At 45.0% G+C, this 21,750-nt stretch carries 16 protein-coding genes; 4 read left to right on the forward strand and 12 right to left on the reverse strand.

The window, feature by feature from the left end:
• Positions 1–109 precede the first annotated feature (109 nt).
• Positions 110–919 (forward strand): DUF6492 family protein, encoded by an 810-nt coding sequence (locus GUA98_RS07000; RefSeq protein ID WP_153978626.1) that lies wholly within the window; start codon positions 110–112, stop codon positions 917–919.
• An 11-nt stretch (positions 920–930) separates the two neighbouring features.
• Positions 931–2,310: a sugar phosphate nucleotidyltransferase gene (locus GUA98_RS07005; protein ID WP_193722522.1), complete on the forward strand. Its 1,380-nt coding sequence runs from the start codon at positions 931–933 to the stop codon at positions 2,308–2,310.
• Positions 2,311–2,625: 315 nt separating this feature from the next.
• Here GUA98_RS07005 and GUA98_RS07010 read toward each other — a convergent pair whose 3' ends face one another.
• From GUA98_RS07010 to GUA98_RS07020, 3 genes are all read right to left on the reverse strand, one after another.
• A complete protein-coding gene (locus GUA98_RS07010; RefSeq protein WP_193722523.1) occupies positions 2,626–3,555 on the reverse strand; it encodes a TauD/TfdA dioxygenase family protein in 930 nt (309 codons plus the stop codon).
• A 425-nt stretch (positions 3,556–3,980) separates the two neighbouring features.
• Positions 3,981–4,574, reverse strand: coding sequence for a TetR/AcrR family transcriptional regulator (locus GUA98_RS07015; RefSeq protein WP_193722524.1), 594 nt, complete (start codon positions 4,572–4,574; stop codon positions 3,981–3,983).
• Positions 4,575–4,800: 226 nt separating this feature from the next.
• Positions 4,801–5,670 carry an AraC family transcriptional regulator gene (locus GUA98_RS07020; RefSeq protein WP_193722525.1) on the reverse strand — a complete coding sequence of 290 codons (870 nt, stop codon included), beginning with the start codon at positions 5,668–5,670 and terminating at the stop codon, positions 4,801–4,803.
• A 77-nt stretch (positions 5,671–5,747) separates the two neighbouring features.
• On the opposite strand from GUA98_RS07020, the gene GUA98_RS07025 reads away from it, so the two are divergent.
• A complete protein-coding gene (locus GUA98_RS07025) occupies positions 5,748–6,446 on the forward strand; it encodes a DUF4386 domain-containing protein (protein WP_193722526.1) in 699 nt (232 codons plus the stop codon).
• A 47-nt stretch (positions 6,447–6,493) separates the two neighbouring features.
• Here GUA98_RS07025 and GUA98_RS07030 read toward each other — a convergent pair whose 3' ends face one another.
• The 6 genes from GUA98_RS07030 to GUA98_RS07055 all read right to left on the reverse strand — a co-directional run bounded on the left by GUA98_RS07030 (position 6,494) and on the right by GUA98_RS07055 (position 15,186).
• Entirely contained in the window at positions 6,494–6,979 is a 486-nt protein-coding gene (locus GUA98_RS07030; RefSeq protein WP_193722527.1) for a hypothetical protein, read from the reverse strand.
• 322 nt (positions 6,980–7,301) lie between these two features.
• A complete protein-coding gene (locus tag GUA98_RS07035; RefSeq protein ID WP_193722528.1) occupies positions 7,302–7,745 on the reverse strand; it encodes an ASCH domain-containing protein in 444 nt (147 codons plus the stop codon).
• A 200-nt stretch (positions 7,746–7,945) separates the two neighbouring features.
• Entirely contained in the window at positions 7,946–9,994 is a 2,049-nt protein-coding gene (locus GUA98_RS07040) for a family 16 glycosylhydrolase (RefSeq protein ID WP_227779460.1), read from the reverse strand.
• 201 nt (positions 9,995–10,195) lie between these two features.
• Positions 10,196–11,764 (reverse strand): response regulator, encoded by a 1,569-nt coding sequence (locus GUA98_RS07045; RefSeq protein ID WP_227779461.1) that lies wholly within the window; start codon positions 11,762–11,764, stop codon positions 10,196–10,198.
• Positions 11,765–11,770: 6 nt separating this feature from the next.
• Positions 11,771–13,597 (reverse strand): sensor histidine kinase, encoded by a 1,827-nt coding sequence (locus GUA98_RS07050; RefSeq protein ID WP_227779462.1) that lies wholly within the window; start codon positions 13,595–13,597, stop codon positions 11,771–11,773.
• Between the two features lie 83 nt (positions 13,598–13,680).
• Entirely contained in the window at positions 13,681–15,186 is a 1,506-nt protein-coding gene (locus GUA98_RS07055) for an extracellular solute-binding protein (protein ID WP_227779463.1), read from the reverse strand.
• A gap of 419 nt (positions 15,187–15,605) precedes the next feature.
• On the opposite strand from GUA98_RS07055, the gene GUA98_RS07060 reads away from it, so the two are divergent.
• Complete coding sequence (locus GUA98_RS07060) at positions 15,606–16,172, forward strand: GNAT family N-acetyltransferase (protein WP_193722532.1); 567 nt, start codon at positions 15,606–15,608, stop codon at positions 16,170–16,172.
• 220 nt (positions 16,173–16,392) lie between these two features.
• Here GUA98_RS07060 and GUA98_RS07065 read toward each other — a convergent pair whose 3' ends face one another.
• The 3 genes from GUA98_RS07065 to GUA98_RS07075 all read right to left on the reverse strand — a co-directional run bounded on the left by GUA98_RS07065 (position 16,393) and on the right by GUA98_RS07075 (position 21,527).
• Entirely contained in the window at positions 16,393–17,286 is an 894-nt protein-coding gene (locus GUA98_RS07065) for an alpha/beta fold hydrolase (RefSeq protein WP_193722533.1), read from the reverse strand.
• 91 nt (positions 17,287–17,377) lie between these two features.
• Positions 17,378–17,989, reverse strand: a complete 612-nt coding sequence (locus tag GUA98_RS07070; RefSeq protein WP_193722534.1) for a DUF2239 family protein — start codon at positions 17,987–17,989, stop codon at positions 17,378–17,380.
• A 166-nt stretch (positions 17,990–18,155) separates the two neighbouring features.
• Positions 18,156–21,527 (reverse strand): discoidin domain-containing protein, encoded by a 3,372-nt coding sequence (locus tag GUA98_RS07075; RefSeq protein ID WP_193722535.1) that lies wholly within the window; start codon positions 21,525–21,527, stop codon positions 18,156–18,158.
• Positions 21,528–21,750: the final 223 nt, after the last annotated feature.

Consider the following 21,750-nt stretch of genomic DNA (forward strand, 5'->3'; position numbering starts at 1 on the left):
ACAATTGCCCTTGTTCGTAAAAATGGTGTATTCGCACATGCCCTGACCAAACCATTTTTGCACACATATCATGAACAAGATGAAACCAATTGTCCAAGGAGTTGAGAAGATGCCAGTTCAGCATGGAATAAATCGTGCGCCTATGATCGATGTTCTAATACCTGCGATCGAAAAAGATTTGAGCACCCTCCCTCAAGTTATCGATAGTATTCGCCGTTATGTGCGACACCCGATTGGGCAGATTTATATTGTTTCCCCGACCAGCAACAAAATCAGAAACCTTTGTTCCCGCAAAAACTGCATTTTTGTTAACGAGCGATCAGTCCTGCCTATCACCAAAAACGATATAAATTATCAATCATCCCGCTGGGATCGCTCAGGCTGGTTATATCAACAACTGCTTAAAATGAACGGGGATCACATTGTGAGTGCGAAGCACTTTCTGGTGATGGATGCGGATACGGTGCTCATCAAACCTCATTCATTTATTGTTGAAAATAGGACGGTATTTTACTGTCGCGACTGGAGTCAGCCAGAATATTTCAACACCTATCGCAAGCTGTTAAACATGAAAGCGCCTCGCCCACGCTCTTTTGTCACCCATTATATGCTGTTCGAAAAATCGAAACTCTCTGCTTTGAAAAAGAAAATTGAAACGATTCATAAACTGCCATGGTACAAAGCGATTATCTCAACGATCAATAAGAAGAAGCAGTTTGGATTCTCTGAATATGAAACCTATGCCAATTTTATGTATTCGAAAAACCCGGCCAGCATGATCCTAAAGAGTTCCATGAATAAAAGTCTGAACATGAACGCTTCTTCGTTAAAAGAACAACAATTTCGAAATTTTGCGCTTAAATACCGATCTCTTTCCTTTCACAAACGTAAAATCTATAGCAAAACTCCCCGAGCTTAAGGAGGAAGGCAATGCATATCGTACTGCTATGTGGCGGCGCAGGCAAAAGGCTTTGGCCGCTGTCCAATGAGCTTCGCTCCAAGCTGTTCGTGGATATACTTCCGTCACCTGCAGGTGGAAGAGAATCCATGATCAGCAGAGTATGCCGCCAGCTTGACAGCTCAGGCCTACTGGACTCAACGCTCATCATTTCCCATCAGGACCAGACTGACATTACCACCCGTCATACCAAAGGCAAGATACCCGTCATTGGAGAACCTTTTAAGCGTGGGACTTTTACTGCAGCTGCCTTGGCGACCTTGTATCTGAAATCCTCCGGAGAGGCTAAACCTGACGATATGATTTGTATCGCGCCAGCGGATGTGTTCGCAGATGAGGACTTTTTCATGAGCTTCAAATTACTTCCCGATATATTGAAACAGACTCAGGCCGATATCGTTTTAATTGGGACAAGGCCCACATATGCCTCAGAACAATATGGATACATCCTGCCAGGAAGAAAAGAACCTAATGGTTATGCACCGGTTACAAAATTTATAGAGAAACCTGAATTGCATGTCGCTGAAACCCTGCTGCAGCATGGCGCATTGTGGAATTGCGGGGTGTATGCCTTCTCTCTTGCGTTTATGTTGTCCCACATTGAAAAAAATGGCCTTCCGGTTCATTACGAGCAATTGTTAACCCTGTATGAACAGTTGCCTGAACGCAGTTTTGACAAACAAGTTGCTGAACCAACGCAACGGGCTGTTGTACTGCCATATGAGGGTGTATGGCAGGATGTCGGGAGCTGGGATGCTCTATGTGATCAGTTGGATTCCAATGTATTGGGACACGGCAGAATTTCCGAATCCTCCCCGGATTCCTACATCGTTAACGAACTCCCCTACCCAATCCACGTCATCGGAGTCCCTGGTATTATCACTGTCGCAAGTCCGGACGGAATTCTCATAGCCAACAAAAAAGATTCAAATGAAATTAAAGAGCAATTGGGCAGTATTCCACTGCAACCGATGTACGTTGAGGCAACTTGGGGCAGTTATCGCGTCATGGAGAGATCGGTCGAAGACGAAAATACAATCGTAACCACATTGAATATGACGCTTTTGCCTGGCAAACATATCGGATTACGCCTGCATCGATTAGGGTGCCGAGCATGGACTGTAATTTCAGGCAGTGGGCAGGTGCTTATTAACGGGCAGATCAGGCAGGTAACCCCAGGCAATCAGTTTGCGATTACCTTGAATAGCCTCTTTTCTATCCTGGCCGAAACCAGGATGGTAATTCTTGAGGTCCAGCTTGGTGTACCGGAGAATGAGGAACGAATGATTTATGAAGCAGAGGATTGGAAGGTAATGATAGATCGTGCTGGATCTTATAAACCAGCGGATTAATGCAAGATGAAGAAAAAAGCCGCCCATATGGCGACTTCGTATGCTTTCAGTGCTTGTCATGAATAATACTTCGTTTACCTTTGAACCTGCTTCTTAATTGCAAGCAAAAAGAGGGTGTCCCCAGCGGCCTGAGCCAGCTCCAAAGGAACACCCTCCCGTTTAATATACTTCTTAACACTTCCGAATCATCGATTCCGAGGAATGCTTCTACTTCCATCTCTCAACACTCATAACCGGAACTGCTGAATTACGGGAATGGAGCTAAGAATCGCTTTGCGGACCTCGAGAAACTGACGTTCCTGTCTAAATATATAATTAATAAGGACGGTCACCAATAATGGAAATCCGCTCCGCTACGCGACGGTTTGGATAATAATCGGAAGAAGCGTAATGCTGGGTTGAACGGTTATCCCAGAGCGCAATTGAATTTTTCTCCCAATGGAAGCGCACTTGGTATTCCGGAATTTCTGCCTGACGGAACAGGTACTGGAGCAGCTCCTCTCCTTCCTCCTCATCCAGACCGACAATTCGAGTCGTAAATACCCGATTAACAAACAGGGTTTTTCGCCCCGTCTCCGGATGCGTGCGAACAACCGGATGCTCGGCTGCAGGGAATTCCGCCTGCTTCTGTGCCAGCAGCTCAGCCGGCATTGACCGCCCGAAGGTTGGCGTGAAATCGTGAATGGCCTTCAGCCCGTCAATGCGCTCCTTCACCTCATCTGGAAGGTTGTCATAAGCAGCGCCCATATCCGCCCACAGCGTATCCCCGCCTTGCGGCGGCACCTCGGACAATCGAAGAACGGCACCCATGGAAGGCTCAAGACGCCAGGTGACATCTGCATGCCAGTTGTTCTCCTGCCCCTTCATATTCGCATCTTTCTCAAAACGGGTAATCTCCGCTGCCGCACCTTTTGGCAGGAACGGATGATTCTCAAGTTCTCCCCATTGTCTCGCAAAATTCAGCTGCTGCTGGCTAGTAATGTCCTGGTTGCGGAAGAAAAGAACCTTCCATTCCAGCAATGCACGGTGCAGCTCAGCCTTAACCTCTGGCGACACATGCTCCCTTAAGTCAACGCCTTCAATCTCGGCGCCAATAACAGGACCAAAAGGCTTGAGCGTGAATAACGTGTAAGGACGGTCTTCCAATCCTTCAGCCAAACGCTGCAGGAAACGCGGCCCTCCTTGTATCGTGCGTTTCGCTAAAAGATCAATTTGTCGGGATGTGTCTACGGTTAATTGAGTCATGGTTAATCGCTCCTTTTTAGATCAATTGATTTATTGGGACAGCTTCTCAAGAAAACTCATCTGGACATGACCCTGGAAGCTAATCTTATTCTTAATGAGCCACCACCGTTACCCGCGCTATAACTGATACGTCTGTCAGCGTGAAAGCCCGAAACTTGTTTCTTTTCATGTGCTCCCTTTTCTTCAACTAAACTTTACCTATATGCTTGATCGGATTTAGAGAATAAAAGAAAGATTCGATTGCCTATCCTCCCCTGTGATCAGGTAAAAGGTTAGGAAATCGAATCTCTGGTCGTCCAGTCGATTCTTCATTCTTTTTGTTCGACAAATTGACATATTGATCAATTTGTCATTTTATAACTGTGATAATACCAGCTGATTATTTTGCTGTCAACCATTTTTTGGATTATCCCAACCCGGTTGGTTTACTTTCTTACAACAAGCCTCAGCATAATATCGGCGGCATGATCGGAAGGCTCGCCGAAGCCGCGGTAACCCCATATCGATGTGCTTTGAAACAGCGACAGCAGCAACGTAGCTAGTTCAACCGCATCTCCTTCCACGATTGTACCCTCCGCCTGCCCGTCACGTATAATGTCAGCGAGCAGGTCACGGTTAGCCTGTGCTTTCTGATTGATCTCCGCTTTATCCTCCGGATTTAACACTTCGGTCGCCTGCGCCTGCAGTACGATCCAGAAATTCGTGGACGTACTGCCCTTCTGTATGTATTGTTCGATGAGCCAGCTAAGTTTGTCCAATGCTGTTCCGCTGCCGCCGCGGGCTTCGAGCAGCAGCTCGGTATATCTCTCCTGTGAAGACTGTACAAGCGCCAATAGGATCTTCTCCTTGGATTCAAAAAAATTATAAACATGACCGTAGCTTAATCCCGCTTCGGTCGCAATATCGGATATTTTCGCTACGGCTACGCCGCGCACGGTAAATACGGAAGCCGCTGCCGACAATATCTGATTGCGGCGCAGTTCCCTCTGCTGCTGGTCTTTGATGACGTTCCTGGCCATAATATCTGCTCCTTCGCCATGGTCTGTTTAGCTCTTGAAGTTAGATGCGGATTCCCGCTCGGGTTATTACAAGTGAAGAAAAAGCATAGCAGCGACAATTATACATCCGAATAGGCCCTATTTAGTTACAGCAAGATTTGAAAAGTGCATTTTTAACCTCTGTGTTATCTTGAGATCATTCAACATAATTCAAAAAGAACGGAGGGCATGAAGTCCATTATGGTAGTTAATATGCTGAATCAATCGGCAGTTTTTTGATAGGTGCATAAATGTGGAAGGCAGATTGGAAATTGTGAATATCATCAAAAGCTTGAATGAGCTCAATATGTGAGTCCTCTGTTTCCTGTCTGGAAATTTTCAAAAATCTTGCATAATCAGTTTTAAGGATATCTCCAATTTCAAGGAGATCACCGAAATACTTGAATTTGGCACAGAAGAGTTGTGGTACGTCAATAGTAAAGTAAGAATCTTTATTGATCTGAATGTCATATGGGATTCCAAACAGGACTCTAAAACGGGTTGAATTAGGCAGGCAATTTGAATAGATGATATAACATGGGCCACTTACTGTTTCATCAATTGACTGCAATAATTTGTCGGAATGAGAGCGAATTTTTGACTTATAATCATCGTCAGCCAGATCAACTTCAAAAGCTATTCCGGTAACCCGTATGGATTCAAAGTCTGTTAGGGTGAAGTCCGTGACAATATCACCATTGATGTTCTTTACAGGTCTTTTGACCACTGAAGGCATTGGTGTTTGTGGGATTTTCATATTCTGTACTCTTAGAGCGCTCGGGGTTATTCCATATTGGCGTTTAAAAGCTCGAGTAAATGATGATTGGGCTCCAAAGTTAAGCAGGTACGAAATATCTGTAAGGGATAATTGATCGGATTGTATGAATTGTAGTGAAGCGTTCAATCTTCTGGAAAGTATGTAATTGTTTAAGGAAGAACCTGTTATGGCAGAAAACAGTCTGTGAAAGTAATATTTCGACATGTTGGCTGTATCCGCTACAGAATCTAATGATAAGGGCTGATCTAAATTTTTCTCAATATGGAGTAGAGCGCTCTCTATGACTGCATAATGGTCCATAATAACCTCCAATCCATTTTTCAGGGTATCTCTGCAATGATATTCCTAGACAGTAACTAATTTAAGGAGGTAAGGTAATGACGCAAGACAGAAGGAATGCAATAATAATCGGGATTTTTTATATTGTGGCTGCAGTCACTTCAGTTATCGCTGTTATCTCTTATGAGCCGGTATTATCTGAACAATGGTACTTGTCCGTAGCAAATGGTTTTAAAACAAAGGTCTTGCTCGGCGTACTTAACGATCTCATACTCGTTCTAACTGCAGTTGGTACATCGGTTATGCTGTTCCCTTATCTTCGTCGTTGGAATGAACAACTCGCGTTAGGATATCTATGCTTTCGATTCATGGAAGCTGTGCTTATTTCCGTTGGTGTGGTAAGTATACTAGGTTTAGTTCAGCTTAGTATATATTATGAAGGAAACAGCTTAGCAAGTATAGAAAATCTTAAAGAGCTCGGTTACATGCTGCAAGCTTTTCATCGATGGACATCAATGTTAGGTCCTAATTTTATGCTCGGTATTAATACCGCACTGTATAGCTATTTACTTTTCAGAACAAGGTTGGTTCCTAGAACGTTAGCGCTATCTGGTATTGCGACTTCTACACTTGTATTTGTAGCGGGTCTTTTAGAAATGTTCGGTATTATCGAACCTCTTTCTGCAGTAAAGGGAGTGATTGCTCTTCCCGTTGGCGTATATGAGTTGAGTTTGTCTGTATGGTTAATTGCAAAGGGATTTGACAAGAAAAATCTCAAGAAACTAGAAATGAACTAGGGATGCAGTCCTCCATATTTAACTTATCCAGCTCACCTTTGCGACACTTAAATCTTTTGAATTGCCATTTCAATTGGTTTGTTAAATTTCGCATTGTTCGAATGGTCTACGGTTTCATGATGCCAATAAAGAATAAGAACATTTTTGTATTCGTAGATGTTCGGTATTTGTATATCATACGTTTCCTTTTGATGATTGAAATCATGTAGACCTTCTTTTCGATCTGTCTCTGAATTAAAAATGTAAACCGAAATGTATTCTTTATAAACTTCTTTTACAGTTAGTCGAGACACAGAAAACCTGCTGGCGTTAACGTTATTTAATACCCAACCATTATTCAATTTCTCTTCAAACATATCAATTCCCTCCGTTATTAAGGCGGCTTTCACTTTTTCCAAAGTAAGCTTGTTTTCGTTTTCCGTCAAAAGTCTCACTTGATCATTCACATTCACTGGCTCATTTCCGGTTTGATTAGAAAAGCATCCAGTTAGAACGAAGCAAATGCTTATCAGTTTAAATATCATCTTTGTCAAAATAATAATCCCCCTCATCATCCGTTATCGACGTTTAGAAATGGAGGAAGGTTGCTAAGATAAGTAATTATAATCTTATGTCTATCCTGCCCGTTAACTTGAACAATAGCAGCCAATCAAAGTGATTAGCTGCTTTCTTGGTATCATCCGAGCTATATGTTAATTTGAAAAACTCTCAAGCCCTTACTCTGAATGAAACATCTAAGAATGGAACAGGTTGTTTTTAGTATGTTCGCAACATAGCTCCAAGAAATCCTCCCTGACTCAAAACTTGCCTTACTTATTATTGTCCAGATCGGAAATTCATGTTGGTTTACATAGGTCATATCATCAACTCTTCGTCTATCGGATATTCCCATAGTCCCAGTTTCCCCTTCGCTGGAATATAGGGCTTCAGTTGACGGAAACCCGCTATTTCCCAGGCAAAATAACCTGGACTGTAATCACCTAACATTAGGTCCTCACCCGTCACAACCTTCCCGCAATCCAGAATGGCTGACGAAGGATTAGCGTCGATGACTTGATAACAATTGGAAAGCTCGCAAGTTGCAAGGATAACCCCCGTAGGGAGGTTTTGCTCCGTATAGCCATTCTTGGCAAGTAAAAAACGTACGGGTTCATATTTGCAGGCCGGTTTATCGACTTTCCGGCTTGCATGAATGGCCAACGGACCGCGATATCGGGTCTTCCAGGATCTTGTTTCATAGAGAGTCTCGCCCTGGACAAGCAGAGTAGCCCATGGTTGAATCATGGATAATACTTTCATTCCTCTACCGCTCCATTCCTGTTCATAATGAATTACTATTCCCCAAACATCCTCGAGACTTTCCATCCCCGTATGATGCGACTCTAGAAATAAACCGAAAACTACCTGCCTAAATAACATTAATTCAAAATAACAACAAAAAACCGTTGATCCTCATTATGCAGATCAACGGTTTGTTAATAGCGGACACAGCAATTTTATTACTGTTCTTTATACACGCGTACATAATCAACTTGCATCGTCGCCGGGATATCAGAGGCGTTCGGAGTACGGCCACCGTCAAAGTTTCCGCCGATTGCCAGGTTCATAATGAGGTAGAATGGCTCATCGAAAGGTGCATTCGGATTATTCGGTGCAGCTGCGGAATACCACTGCTCGTTGGTCACTTTATAGTAAAACTTGCCGTCTACATACCATTTGATATTGTCCTCTTCCCAGACTACCGAGTATACATGATAATCGTTGGCAAACGTTTGCCCTTCCGGGAAGTGATAATCGCCGCCCGAATACTGGTTTCCGGGCCATTGTCCACCAAAGTGAATGGTACCACTTACTGATCCTGGCAGACGGCCTCTCGCTTCCATCACATCAATTTCACCTGACGCCGCCCAAGTGCCGTATACCGAGTCTTGTGGAAGCATCCACAGTGCTGGCCATACACCATCACCTGTAGGAAGCTTGGCACGAAAATCGACTCTGCCGTACTTCAAGGACAGTTTATCCTTGGTGTTAATCTTGCCAGAAGAATACTGGGCATACCGATTCGGATCCTGTGGGAAAGATTTGCTATCGTTCATGGCTTTGATATTGAGCTTTCCGTCCTGAATATATACATTTTGCGTGCTGTTCGTGTAGTGCTGCAGCTCTGCATTACCCCATCCCCATGTAGCTGGATCGTCATTAAGATAATAGCCTGTTTCATAGTTCCATTTGCTTGTATCCAGCGTAGTTCCGTTAAACTCATCCTGCCAGATGAGGTTCATGCCCGGGATTGCCGGGTCAGTTGGCGTTCCGATGGAGATATCCTCTTGATCGGATACATCCGGACGCGGAGCATTTGGATTGCCGATAAAGGTATAGTTGACGAAGTTGTTGCCGATATTTCCGCCCGCCTGTCCGTTCAGTGGATATCCAATACGGATCTGCATATTTTCTTGGATGGGCTGGAACCACAGACCATAGATATAATCGGCCCAGTAACCCCACTGGTTGGCATCAGACATATTGTTGTACCCATTACCGGAGTATGCAAATTTGCTCTGGCTGGTGTTACTCAGATCAACCCATTGCCCATTGATGTTAATCTGGTATACAAAATTGCCAAGCTCCTTGGCGATGGGTGCCCCACCATCAATTTTTGGAAGCGGAACCCCAATGGAACCATTTGCATCTGCGGTGAAGGTTGTTCCTTCATAGGGTGTAATCACATATGAATTTCTTGTAGGTTCATTAAACGTAATGGTATAAACAAGATTAGCCGAAGAAGTCTTTGATTCCAATTTGACATTGATTGACTCCGTTACGTTAAACCAATACCCGCCTCCGCCATCCGTGAATTGGCCAAAATTGTGATCGTAGATCCAGCCGCTGGCTGCATTATTGTCAATATCAATCCAGGTGCTGCTGTTAACAGGTTTGACATATACCTTCAAATCATCCGCAACAGCTTCATAAGTGACCGCAGGATCATTGTTGAACGTTGGATATGTAAAGCCTGCACCTCCTGTGAAACTTGCTGTGATTTGTGGACCTTGTGTCGCATTCATCGCTGTGATGGTCGTTTTGTTAATGTTTTGGAATACAAGCTGATACTCCAGCTTCACACCATTCGCCTTGGAGTACAGTTGAATCTCGGTTGTTGCGGAGAGGGTGAACCAATAGCCATTGAAGCCACCATCACTCCAGTGCCCCCAGTTTTGGTTATAGATATAACCGCCTGCCTGGTCGATATCAACCCAGTTGCTGCCCACTTTTACATTAACGCCTACATCATTGTAAACATCATTCCATGTCGCGGAGCCTCCATTGAACTTAGGCATAACAAATCCGTAGCTGGCCTTGCCAACCCCTGATTTTGAAATGACTGGCCCGTCTGCTGGTGAGAAGTACTCCATTGAGGTTACGGTAGTTCCCGCAGCCTGAACCTTTGAAGCTGGGAGTATGCCCACACTAGCCAGCATCACAACTACAAGGAACATACCAAGTAGCTTTTTCATATACCGTTTCTCCGTAAAGTGAGATGGTTTCATCATTGCCCTCCTTTTAATGAAATAATAGCTTCTCCCAATCCATGCGCACTTAAGTAATCGCTTACATGTGGGATATCCTTATTCTATCGAATAGGTTATTTTGCTGAAAAGGTACAATTGTTTTTGTGGTATCCCAATTTTTTGGATTTGGATTCAATCCGCATGTTTAATAAGGGAGATAATCCGTATGATTATGCTGTTTCATGGTATAGCGTTATCGTATTGAGCTTCGTGCTCTGCCTTCTGCCGCATCATCTGTCGGTACTCTGTGGGTTGAATCTGCATCACAAGTCGGAATGCACGTGTGAAGCTTTTGTAGCTTTCATAGCCAACCATGGCAGCCACCTCAACAATTTTATGATCGGTTTCAGCGAGAAGCCGACGTGCTTTATCCAGACGCACATCTCGTAGGTATTCAGCAAAACCTTTACCAATATTCTTCTTAAACAGATTTGAAAAATAAGCATAATTAAGCGATACATGATTGGATACCATCGCGAGGTCCAGCGGTTTGTGGTAACTCTCGTGGATAAAACGAATGGCTTCATTCAAATCCTGCGAATGGCGATAGCTGCACTTATAGTCATAATAGAACTGATTCAGCCGAAGCAGCTGCTGCTGCAGTGCTTGTATATAATCACGCATCCCTTGATAATCAAAGAGATTACGCAATGATTCAAGGTCAAGCTTTTCTTCCCCCATATAAGGGCGGATAACTCGTTCGTATTCCTCCATCATCTGAACGGTGGCGGCGCAGAGGTGTTGAGTATAGCGAATAGGATAGCGTTGCAGAACCTTTTTGTGAAATATTGCAGAAATACCCTGTGTAATGGTTCCACTGTTATCTGTTCCAACTGACTGGAAAAGTTCATATAAGTCTTCATAAGGAAGCTGCCACTGCTGCTCCATATGCTCAATATGTGCTGGGAAGATACTGTACTGATCAGGAAACAGGTAACTGTGGCGATAGAGCTCAAGCACTTGGGTATAGCTGTCTGGTAGTTCTTTCAACCCCTGAATCGGGTTAGTCATAGCCGTTATGGCAGCGATCTTTCCTTCCTTGAGCGCTTCAGGCAAAACACTTGGATCTATGGATGCATCCACCGCAAGGATCAGGTATGGGCGGTGCTGCAGGCATATACAACCTTCTCTGCCAAACACACGATAAGCAATGGCTTCCATGCTATGGGAGCTGCTGGCTCCGGGCTGGTTTATGCAAGCTTCCTCCCGCAGCAGCGCCAGACGATAATAACGCCATAATGCATCATTTTGTTCCTCAATCTGAAGAATCCATGCATCATCACTTAACGCACCTTGCATAAACATTCTTAATTCTTTGCGATCTGTCTCTTGGGCTAGACGGGATACATGCTGCATATTGTGCGTAAGTGCCTGCCGTATCTGGATCTCTTTCCATACCTGCTCCAGGGAATTTTGCAGATCCTCTCGCTTCAAAGGTTTAAGCAAATAGCCCTTTGCCCCAAGCCCGATCGCTTTCTGGGCATATGTAAAATCACTATAACCGCTGATAATGAGGAATTCCACATCCATGTATTCCTCTTTGGTTTGAGCCATGAGTGCCAACCCATCCATATCCGGCATCCTAATATCGGTAATAACGATGTGAAACTGGTGCTGCCGCAATAGGTTCAGCGCCTCCATCCCGCTCGCGGCACAGTATGTGTTGTTCAGCTCCAGAGGAAATTGATTCAGCATGGCCTGCAGGCCGTTACGAATGTGTTTTTGATCGTCCACAATCAGGATATTCATCATGCTCTACCACCCTCCAAGATTACCATTTTTCCAAGGCAACCGTATCGTTACACAGGTATATGCACCTTGCACACTATCAATCCAAAGACCGCAGTTCTTGCCATAATGAAGCTGCAACCGCTTATTTACATTTTCCAAACCAAGTCCACTCCTGCTAGGTACCTTCGGCGTATCCGATTCGCTCCGCAGTACCGCCTGAAGACGGTGTAACATCTCAGGCTCCAACCCCTCTCCATCATCTCTTATGTTAATGAACAGCTGATTGTCATCCTCTACAGAAAAGGTAATCTCTATAGCTACCTTGCCGCCTGAAGGTGCCCCGTGATGTATTGCATTTTCAACGATGGGCTGCATACACATCTTGGGAATGGCGTAGCGAAGAATCTCCTGAGGAAGATCTGCCGTCATAACGATACTGCCGCCTTCCATAAAGTTCATAAATTCAATATAACTCTGGATATTGGCAAGCTCCTCACGAAAAGCAACGGTATCACTGCGCCACTGCATGCTGTAGCGAAGCTGGGAGCCCAATGACACCAATGAATTGGCTATAGCAGGCTGCCTCTGTACCTCTGCCACCATGCGGATCGATTCCAGCGCGTTATATAAAAAATGGGAGTTAATCTGCGAATGCAGGGAGTGCAGCTGTGCGTTTTTCGCAATTAATTGCTTATCCACGACCTGTGTCATTAGACGTTTGACCTCATGTAACATTTTATTGTAATTCACGGCCACCTCATCAATTTCATCTCCTCTTTCATTCTCATCAAGGCCTGTATCAATCAATGCATCCAGCTCGCCTTTCCGTACCTTACGCATGGATACCAGTACGTTGTCCAACCGCCGGAAAATACGCCGCGTCGTTTGGGATACGAGTAACATTATCAGCAGCAATACACATAAGGTAATCGTTACCACAAATGCATACCAACTGCGCGGCCCCTTCATCAATGTCTGATGAGAAGCAATATCGACCACATAAGTGTTCAACGGAGCGATGTATCGATATAATGCATAGTAGCTCTGATCTCCTACCTTAACCTGAAGTGGGCTTTCCTGCGACAATACATCCAGCTGGCGATGAATACTGCCAAGAATCTCCTCCAGCCCCTGCCCGTACTTCTCAGAAAACTCATGCTGCGGATTGTAAACATACTGGGGAGGATCGCTTGCGTTCATCAACACCGAAAAGAACTCCCCCTTGCTCTCCTGGAGCAGGTCGCTGAACAACATGCTGTGCGGGACTCGCACTTCCATAATACTAGGGCGTTTTTGTTCCTGTCCTTGAAGGCGAACCAGACGATAGTAGGATAAGGTGTGTTCACCATCCCTAAATGAAAATAAACGGTAAGCCGAACCACCTTCATCCCGAAGCTTCGCCCAATAATCCTGCGGGTAAAATTTCTTATAATGATAGATTTCAGGCCAGATTTCATACAAGTTTGGGTTATCGACGTAAAAGCTAAGCTCACTGATCATCGTATTGCTTTGAATAATATTGAGCATTTGCTCAAATTGGTTTTGCTTAAACTTTACCAGGCGCAGTCCATCCACTAGCATATTGGAATGAATAAAATCCACAAATGACTTTTGAGTGAGGGCCGTATTGGAAGCGTTCTCAATCATATCCATTCTTCTGCGCAATTGTTCATTCAGCCATGAAACGTGGCTGTTGCCCGTTGCCATAGCGTCCTTATATAGCTGCGTTTCTTGCATGCGGATATAGACAAAGGATATCAAAATAACCGGTATGGCAATCATCAGGCTAAATGCCAGAAACAGTTTCTGGGATATACGGGCATTGCGATAAAGCTTCCTCAATCTCTTCATCAGGTATTTCATCTAATGTATTCACCACCTTTGTTATCCCATATATTACGAGTGTAATAATGTATTAGGAAATGGTTAACTGGTTATCTGGCTAACTTGGCTTTCCGCAGTTCCAGTTCAGCCTGGCGATATTCCATCACCTGGTTAAAGCCGTAGTTCACACGACGGATCAGAAAATTTTCGAAAATTTTGTCAAAGGCTGCTTCATCCTTCGCTGTAATCAGTTCTGGCAGCACTTCTTCCCAATTCTGAGAAATACGTGACCAGGCTAACGCTATATCAGAATCACCTACAGGGTCTAGTCCCTTATAGATGCCGCTGTCCAGATCAGCCTGTTGGTTGGCGAACGCCTCCATTTGCTTAATGGATGGGGTATGCTCTGGTCTCCACGGGTTAACGAAAGCAGGATTTCGCAGCATCCAGTAGGTATCCATTATGCCATATTCCTTTTCCAACCGCTCCTTATCCGTGTCATGCAACTGGACCATTGCCTCCGTCAACTGCGGTTCGCCGTTCTCCATCGTCCAGGTTTCACCTTCCTTGCCCAAAAATAAATCCCGTTGGCCTTCTTCGCTGGCCAGATAGGTCAAAAATCGGATGGCTCGTTCAGGGTTTTTCGTGGATCTGCTAATCATCGTAACCATCCAGCCGTCCATGCTGCCGGGGAACAGTTTGGCGGATTCTCCCCTGCTGTTCCGGGGTCCATCTACAGCGATATAGTATGAACTCTGGTTTGTGAGGACTTCCAATTTCGCATTGAGGTCCGATATGTCTGTCCATTCCCGGATCATCATAAAATATTGGGCATGGTTGGTTTTTTCCTGCACCTGTGCACTGGAGTCGACCAAAAAATCAACATTAATCAGGCCCTGCTCGTAAGCGGTACGAAATGTTTTCAGCCACTCAATATAATCGGGATCTGTCATTCGATCGTATACTTTACCGTTCTGCTCATGGGGGATCGCAAGCAGATTTTGCAAATATTCGGTCATCCCATAGGATGCATTCCCCTGTGCCCAGAATGGACTGATCAGCTGTCCTTTATAAACCGAATATTGATTCTTCAGTAATTGCAGTGCATTTAGAAACCCTTTCGGCGTGCTAAGGTCCGGTTTGCCCATCGACTCATACAGATCTTTGCGTACGAGAAAGGTTTGGTTCGCTCCCGTCAAGCCGGTTGAACGCATCTGTTCGGGACTGTACGCATCATTGGGAATGACATAGGTATGGCCGTCTTCCTGCCGATACCATTGTAGAGCACCATCACCTGCTACCTTGAAAAAGTAAGGATCATACTGATTGGCTAACTCATCCAGAGCATAGACGAGATTACTCTCCCGAAGTTTGTTAACCGCACTCTCCCAGGAGCCGATGGTTATCAAATCCGGCAGACTACCAGTCGTCAACATCCGTGATAACATCTCGCTTGGTTCACCAGCTGCTGCTTCAAAATCGATATTGACCCCTGTTTTTTCGGTGACATATTTGGAAGTCAGACTCTCCCCCCAAGTGTTCCCGTACCATTCGGCTCCAATGAACCACGTTAGATTTACAGGGGAGGTATCCAGTTTCCATGACGGTTCTTCCATATTCAGGCTCTGTATCTGCTCCTTGAAGTCAGCCTTTGTCAAAGTATCCCTATCTTTCGATGGCTCTGGCTCAGAACAAGCGGTCAAGTCTAACATCAGACACATCATCAACAAGGCTAAAATATATGGACTCCGAAACATAAATATCTATGCGCCTCCTTTCTTTACTTGCCTTCTTCAATCCCCATCTGTCCCATCATTTCTACTAGTGGTGGTACAACGATTTTACTATCCTTGGATTAAAATGGAAATGGTTTAGTGGTCGATTCTCATATGATCCGCATCATTCGCCTAACGGAACATCACTTGTACTAAATTTTACAATCGCGATAAGACTGTGAGAATGAACCTGCGTTGGTTTATGATAGAATCACAATCAGAGGAATTAATGACTACACAGAAAATGCGAGGTTTTATATATGGAGAAATCAAAGGAAGTATATTGCGTTTCCGATCATCTTGTTATTCGAAAGTTCGGTCTGCAGGATGTACATGCATTCTATCAATACCGGGTTAATCCAGATGTTTCCCGTTTTCAATCCTGGGAAAATTATACGCTCCAAGAAGCAGAAGCATTTATTAGCAAACAAATACTACATGCCCCTGATCAGCCAGGGACTTGGTTTCAATACGCAATTGCTCTAAATGAATCGGATCAATTAATCGGTGATTGTGCCATACACACACTCGCAAATGAACCTCAAATTGTCGAAATCGGATTCACTCTCGCACCTGAGTTTCAAGGAAAAGGATACATGCATGAGGCACTTTGTGCCCTGATTGACTATGTATTTGGCTCTCTAAATAAACATAAAATAATCGCTTTTACCGATGTGAGGAATACAAAATCAATTCAAGTGCTAGAGCGTTTAGGGATGAGACGTGAAGGACACCTGCTTGAAAATTACAAGTCCAAAGGCTTTTGGATAGATGAGTTTCAATATGCAATGCTGCGATCGGAGTGGTTGAACAAACAACATCAATGATCTTTTAAGAAATGTACATGGCATGCCAGTTTACCATTCCATGCGTAGATGAAAACAATTTATTTTACATCCAAAACCGATTACATAAGAAACTTAACGACCGTTCCCCAGCAGAACAACTGGAAACGGTCGCAGCTTATACTTTGTCTTTCTTCCACTGTCTTCTTGACAAGGGATGACTATTTTAGCGGCTTTTATGTGAGTACGAGGAGACGACATATTATCCTTTTCGACGGGCTACCCGTTCAATTCCAGCAACGACCGTTTCAAACAGTTGCGCCGGCAGATCATGTCCCATCCCTTCAAGTAACATAAACTCTGCACCCGAGATGGCTTGAGCCGTGTCTTTACCACATGCAGGGACGAACATAGGGTCATCCTTACCATGAATAATTAATGATGGAACCGTTACTTTTGCCAGATGCGGACGTCGGTCGCCCGAAACGGCAATTGCTGCGATTTGTCGCCCAACACTTCCCGGGTCATAGGCTCGCTGCACTTCCTCTCGAATGAGCGAACGATACTCATCCGCTTCGAACGGATAGCCGGTGCCGCTAATGCGTTTGGCAAAAGCCAGACTATGAGCCAAATACCCTTCCTCATCCTCCATCGGATTCGGTGCAGGCTGAGTCATTAACGCCATGACTTCCGGGGATGTTGGTGGAAGGTCGGGATTTCCTGTTGTCGACATGATGGAAGTAAGGGACAGCACCCGTTCCGGGTATCTGCTGGCTGTAAGCTGGGCAATCATGCCGCCCATCGAGCGTCCAACCAAATGTGCCTTTCTTATCCCAAGGGCGTCGAGCAGACCGATCGCATCGTCAGACATATCATTAAGTGTATATGGAATATCTGGGCGTTGTCCGGACATGAGTGTGTTTGCAAGTGCTTCGAAATTTAACGTAGGGTGATGACTAAAGTGTGTGGATAGACCCGTATCCCGATTGTCAAATCGAATAACTCTAAATCCTCGGGCCACCACCATCTCACAAAATGGAACGGTCCAACGAATCATTTGCGTTCCAAGGCCGGCAATCAGAAGAATGGTTTCGTCCGTTTTGTTGCCATAGCTCTCATAGGCGAGATCAATACCGTTTACTTTCAAGATATTCATTGTGGTTTTCTCCTTCAAATGAAATGAATTAAGCATGCAATCCTTTCTATGTTTCCTCTGATATTGCCAATAAATCGATTTGACGTTGTTCTTAGATCTCTTCCTTTATGAATGCATTCTCGGCTAATGTTTTGATATGGTCTCTGATATCGGGTGCCCAATCGTCAATTAATTGGTAAAAACGATCCTGATTTCCGGCATATAGTGCTCTCAAGGCCTCTTCGTGCTGTGGGAAATCGCCCGCCATAGCTGTCATAAAATGATAACTTGCTTCTTGGGCCAGGCGAATTTTACTCTCACTTGTCCCCGAACGACGAGCTTCATCGATCAGTTTTCGCAAAGTTACAGAGGCTCCTCCAGGTTGGGATTTAAGCCAATCCCAATGTCGAGGAAGTAATGTAACCTCTCCAGATACCACCCCCAGCTTGGGACGACCAACCCGTTTTGTTGCTTGCTTGCATTCTTCCTCAGCTGGTGCATGGTCAGCGGGGCTACTCAAACGTTGAAGTACCTCGGCTGTATTTCCCCGAAAATCAACATCGATTGGTTTTCCCGTCAAATCGTTAAAAATAAGCAATTGGGTCAATTTCGTATCATCCAGGCTTTCCTTTACAAAAGCAACAACGTGCTGCAATGTCCCTTTCGCAAAGCGCACTCCCCCCACAAAGGCAGTACAGGTTATTTGAGTTAGTTCAGTCTGCATGTTATACCTCCTTACAGCTTCTTGCAACAATTATACCCGGGTAAAATCAAAAGATCAATATTACCCGGGTTAAATTATTTAATCTTTAATTCTCAAGCCTTCATACGCCAACTGATGAATAACGAAAAGGGAGCTCGATGAGCTCCCTCCTCTACACGAATGACATCTATTGGATAATCAAATTGAATCCATTTTGAATCTGATGTACATTGGGGTTCGCAATGTTGCTCGTAGTCAGATGGTTAAACGTTGCTGAACCATTGCCGGTATACGTGTATATCGCTGCTCCTTTATGCGGCGTTGTGAAGCGTGATGTCTCAATTCCATCTAGACCGGTACCATTGATATTGATGTTGTTAAACACAATGTTCTCAAATCCACCGCCGTAGCCGAATTGAATGGCACTCCGCTGTGTATTGAGAATATCGATGTTCGTAAAGGTTACATTCTTAATGGCATCATTGGAAGCTTCCAGATCGATCGCTCCGCGTTCCCCGTTATACAGATCCTTGCTGGTACCACTATTAATAATCGTTGTATCCGAGAACTGAATGCCCGTGTTGTTTTGGAAATGGTACCCCGGGAAGACGGTATTCATTCGGATTGCTGAACCGCCAACTGTATCAACTATCAGATTGTTGGTGGCCTTATGTCCGCTACCTCCAAAAAAGGCGATTCCCGCTGCACGCCAGTTGTTCTCGATAGTGTTAAACGAGAAGGTGTTGTTCACTCCTGCAGGAGCACCATTCACGTTGCTGGTCCATACGGCCAGACCATCATCACCATTGTTGCGAACACTGCTATTACGCACTGCCGAGTTGCTCGTGCCTTGTGCAAAATTGACACCATCAGCAAGGTTATTCCGAATACGACTGTTCTCAATGACCAAGCCATCGGCGATGATCGCTGGTGTGTGTGCATAATCCCCTACCCAGAACCCGCATTCAAAATGCTCAACCCAAACATTGCTGACCTTTGAGTTTTTACCAAAATTGTCCATAAAGCCCTTGTAGACTGCATTCTCGCTATAACGCGAGCGCAGCATGGAGTTCATATAGACATTGCTGAAGTCGAGTTTGCCTTGCACTAGGAAAGAAATACCACCCGATGCTGCATTCGGATTGGTGAATTGAATATTTGTGTGCCAAATGCCTGCACCAACAACCGTGAGGTTATTAATCATGTTTGTTGGCGTTCCAATCTTCCACATGTTGCCCAGATGGAATGTACCTTCCGGGATATATAACGTTTTGCCTGTAGAAACGGCGGATTGAACGGCTGCTTCAAATGCGGCAAGATCATCCTTACCATCGTTAGCCACCGCACCAAAATCGGTTACCGAAACAGCGTTGGCCGGACGCGAGATTGCAGCAGGTACAGATTCGATTTCAAGAAAATCAACGCCATATTCAAGGTTATCCCCATTGGTCTTTTGAATACGAATCGTGTCTCCAGCTTTCAGAGGTGTATCCAGTTTCCAGTGAACTTCGTCAAAACGGAACAATGGACGTCCTGCGCTGGGCGTATCTCCCGGATGATCACTAGAGAAATACTGCCAGTTGTAATAAGAGGTCAGAGGAACGGTTTTGACCTTGCTGCCATTTACATACACATCCAGCGATCCATCCAGTCCCATACCGTCTGCCGAATCCGGCATCGTAAATCGCATGGTAACCCCGGCGCCGCCTTCGCCTTGTCTGACCGTCCATTGTGCGTAGGAACCATTGGTTGGCAGGGCAATATACTTCTGCCCCGAGGCTTCCGACGCCGTTAATGCCTGGTCAAAAGTCGGTGCTGACTTCAGCGTTGCACTACCTCCACGTGTTGCATCATCCGTATCGTACCTTGTGTACGGCATGCTCGCTCCGCGGGCAGAATATACAGTCAGCGGGATTGTCGATACGTTGTTCGATTGTTTTACCTGGGCTTCATTACTATCGGCGGCAACGGTCGTTGTCACATTATAGTTACCGTTTGCAGCTGTCCAGCTGCCGACATTGACATTGACGGATGCACCCGGAGCCAACACACCGTTATATGAGCCAGAGTACGTCTGAATGGTTGCTCCGACAGCATTTTTGAGTACAACGGTAACACCGTGCGCACCGCCTGCTGAAGCCTGATTTCCCTGATTTTTCAGATTAACAGCAAAAGCTACCGTGCTGTTTGCGGTAGGATTGCTCGGACTCCAAGAGACCGTTCCTACCAGATCCGAGCTTGTAATTGGTGCAATGATCAGAGCAGATGAATGCGTATAGTGGTTGTTACTTTCATTTTCTTCGATGATCTGATTTTTCTCATCCACCTTCGCACTTAGCGTATATGATGCGGCGGTCCGGTTGCCGGCGTTAAGCGATACTGTTGTTGAAGCACCGGCCTGCAGCGCATTTACAGATGCAGAACCAGCCAGCTCATTATTCAGATAAAAGTTGACGATAGATGCCGGAGATGCAGCAGAGCCCATGTTTTTAACTATGGCATTCAGCGTGATAGGACTGTTTTCAACAGGTGAAGAAGGTGTCCAGGACATGCCTGTAATCGTCAGATCAGGATTCGGTGCAGCGGTGCCAAATACCTGAAATTCAGCAATTTGACCAGCTGGTGCACCCGAGTTCGCTGTAATGTTTAATTGCAGACGTTTCACCGTTGCTGTAACAGGAATCTTCACGTTGTTACCTGAAGCTGGATTAAACGTGTACGATTGGGCAGACACCAAATTACTGAAAGTGGTTGTGTCCTGGTTATGTCCAAGTACTTGAATCGTCTGCGTTCGTGTACTCCAAATCGGATCCGGGTTTAGTCTCAGTACAATGGCTGTAATCTGATGATTGGAACCGAGATCCAGCGTCAGCGTGCTCGGATTGCTGCCTCCCTCCCAGTACGTATTGATATTATTATCGTTTGCATTCGCAGCGACATAAGACTGACTGCTGGAAGATGCCGTGATTGCTTTACCGATTGCAATATTCGTTCCTTCCACAGGTATTCCGGGTTCGGTCGGTTCAGGACTGGGTACCTGCGAAGATGGACCGTAAATTTCAAATTCGGACAATTGAGCAGCGGGCCATTCGGTATTTCCGGTCACCATGAGACGAACATATCGTGTTTCTGTTGCTTCAAAATTAATCGTAGTTGTATTCTCTGCCACGGATGGATCAAATATATAGTCCTTGGAAGCAACGATATCTGTGAACGTTGAACCGTTACTGCTTCCTTGAATGGTGATCGTCTGTGAGCGAGTTTCCCAGGCTGAAGGCAGCTTTAATTTGATTTGTTCAATCGTCGTATTTGTTCCAAGGTCCACTTGTATCCATTGCGGAAATGCGTTGTTTGCACTCTCCCAATACGTCGTCTGATTATTATCAATCACATGGGCCGGGCTATAGGTTTGGTTGTAGCTGCTTGCCGTAACCTGTTTACCCAGTGACAGATTCTCCCCACCAGCAGCCGAAACTTTGGCAGGAAATCCTACATTCAGGAATATGTTCGAGACCAGCATCGTTAATACGAGTGACCATACAATGGTTTTGCTGCGCATTACATTCCTCCTCAGGATGCTATAAACCGCTACTTAAAATATTCTCTGCGCCACTCCGAGCGCAGTACCATCTTCGATCCCTGATATCCCCGGATTTTTTGAATTACCTTCTCAAAGGGAATATCCGGTGAAGCTTATGCTTCCGATACAGCATTCTTTCAGAATGCTTTTAAGCGAGCAATCCACTTCCTAAGATCAATCGGTTCTGCCTCTCCATTAATGC

Source organism: Paenibacillus sp. P13VS (assembly GCF_015143645.1).
GTDB lineage: Bacteria > Bacillota > Bacilli > Paenibacillales > Paenibacillaceae > Paenibacillus > Paenibacillus xylanilyticus_A.

Coding starts and splice junctions, on each gene's coding strand:
- GUA98_RS07000 (WP_153978626.1), top strand. CDS start 110: ATGCCAGTTCAGCATGGAATAAATCGTGCGCCTATGATCGATGTTCTA.
- GUA98_RS07005 (WP_193722522.1), top strand. CDS start 931: ATGCATATCGTACTGCTATGTGGCGGCGCAGGCAAAAGGCTTTGGCCG.
- GUA98_RS07010 (WP_193722523.1), bottom strand. CDS start 3,555: ATGACTCAATTAACCGTAGACACATCCCGACAAATTGATCTTTTAGCG.
- GUA98_RS07015 (WP_193722524.1), bottom strand. CDS start 4,574: ATGGCCAGGAACGTCATCAAAGACCAGCAGCAGAGGGAACTGCGCCGC.
- GUA98_RS07020 (WP_193722525.1), bottom strand. CDS start 5,670: ATGGACCATTATGCAGTCATAGAGAGCGCTCTACTCCATATTGAGAAA.
- GUA98_RS07025 (WP_193722526.1), top strand. CDS start 5,748: ATGACGCAAGACAGAAGGAATGCAATAATAATCGGGATTTTTTATATT.
- GUA98_RS07035 (WP_193722528.1), bottom strand. CDS start 7,745: ATGAAAGTATTATCCATGATTCAACCATGGGCTACTCTGCTTGTCCAG.
- GUA98_RS07040 (WP_227779460.1), bottom strand. CDS start 9,994: ATGAAACCATCTCACTTTACGGAGAAACGGTATATGAAAAAGCTACTT.
- GUA98_RS07045 (WP_227779461.1), bottom strand. CDS start 11,764: ATGAATATCCTGATTGTGGACGATCAAAAACACATTCGTAACGGCCTG.
- GUA98_RS07050 (WP_227779462.1), bottom strand. CDS start 13,597: ATGAAGAGATTGAGGAAGCTTTATCGCAATGCCCGTATATCCCAGAAA.
- GUA98_RS07055 (WP_227779463.1), bottom strand. CDS start 15,186: ATGGAAGAACCGTCATGGAAACTGGATACCTCCCCTGTAAATCTAACG.
- GUA98_RS07060 (WP_193722532.1), top strand. CDS start 15,606: ATGGAGAAATCAAAGGAAGTATATTGCGTTTCCGATCATCTTGTTATT.
- GUA98_RS07065 (WP_193722533.1), bottom strand. CDS start 17,286: ATGAATATCTTGAAAGTAAACGGTATTGATCTCGCCTATGAGAGCTAT.
- GUA98_RS07070 (WP_193722534.1), bottom strand. CDS start 17,989: ATGCAGACTGAACTAACTCAAATAACCTGTACTGCCTTTGTGGGGGGA.
- GUA98_RS07075 (WP_193722535.1), bottom strand. CDS start 21,527: ATGCGCAGCAAAACCATTGTATGGTCACTCGTATTAACGATGCTGGTC.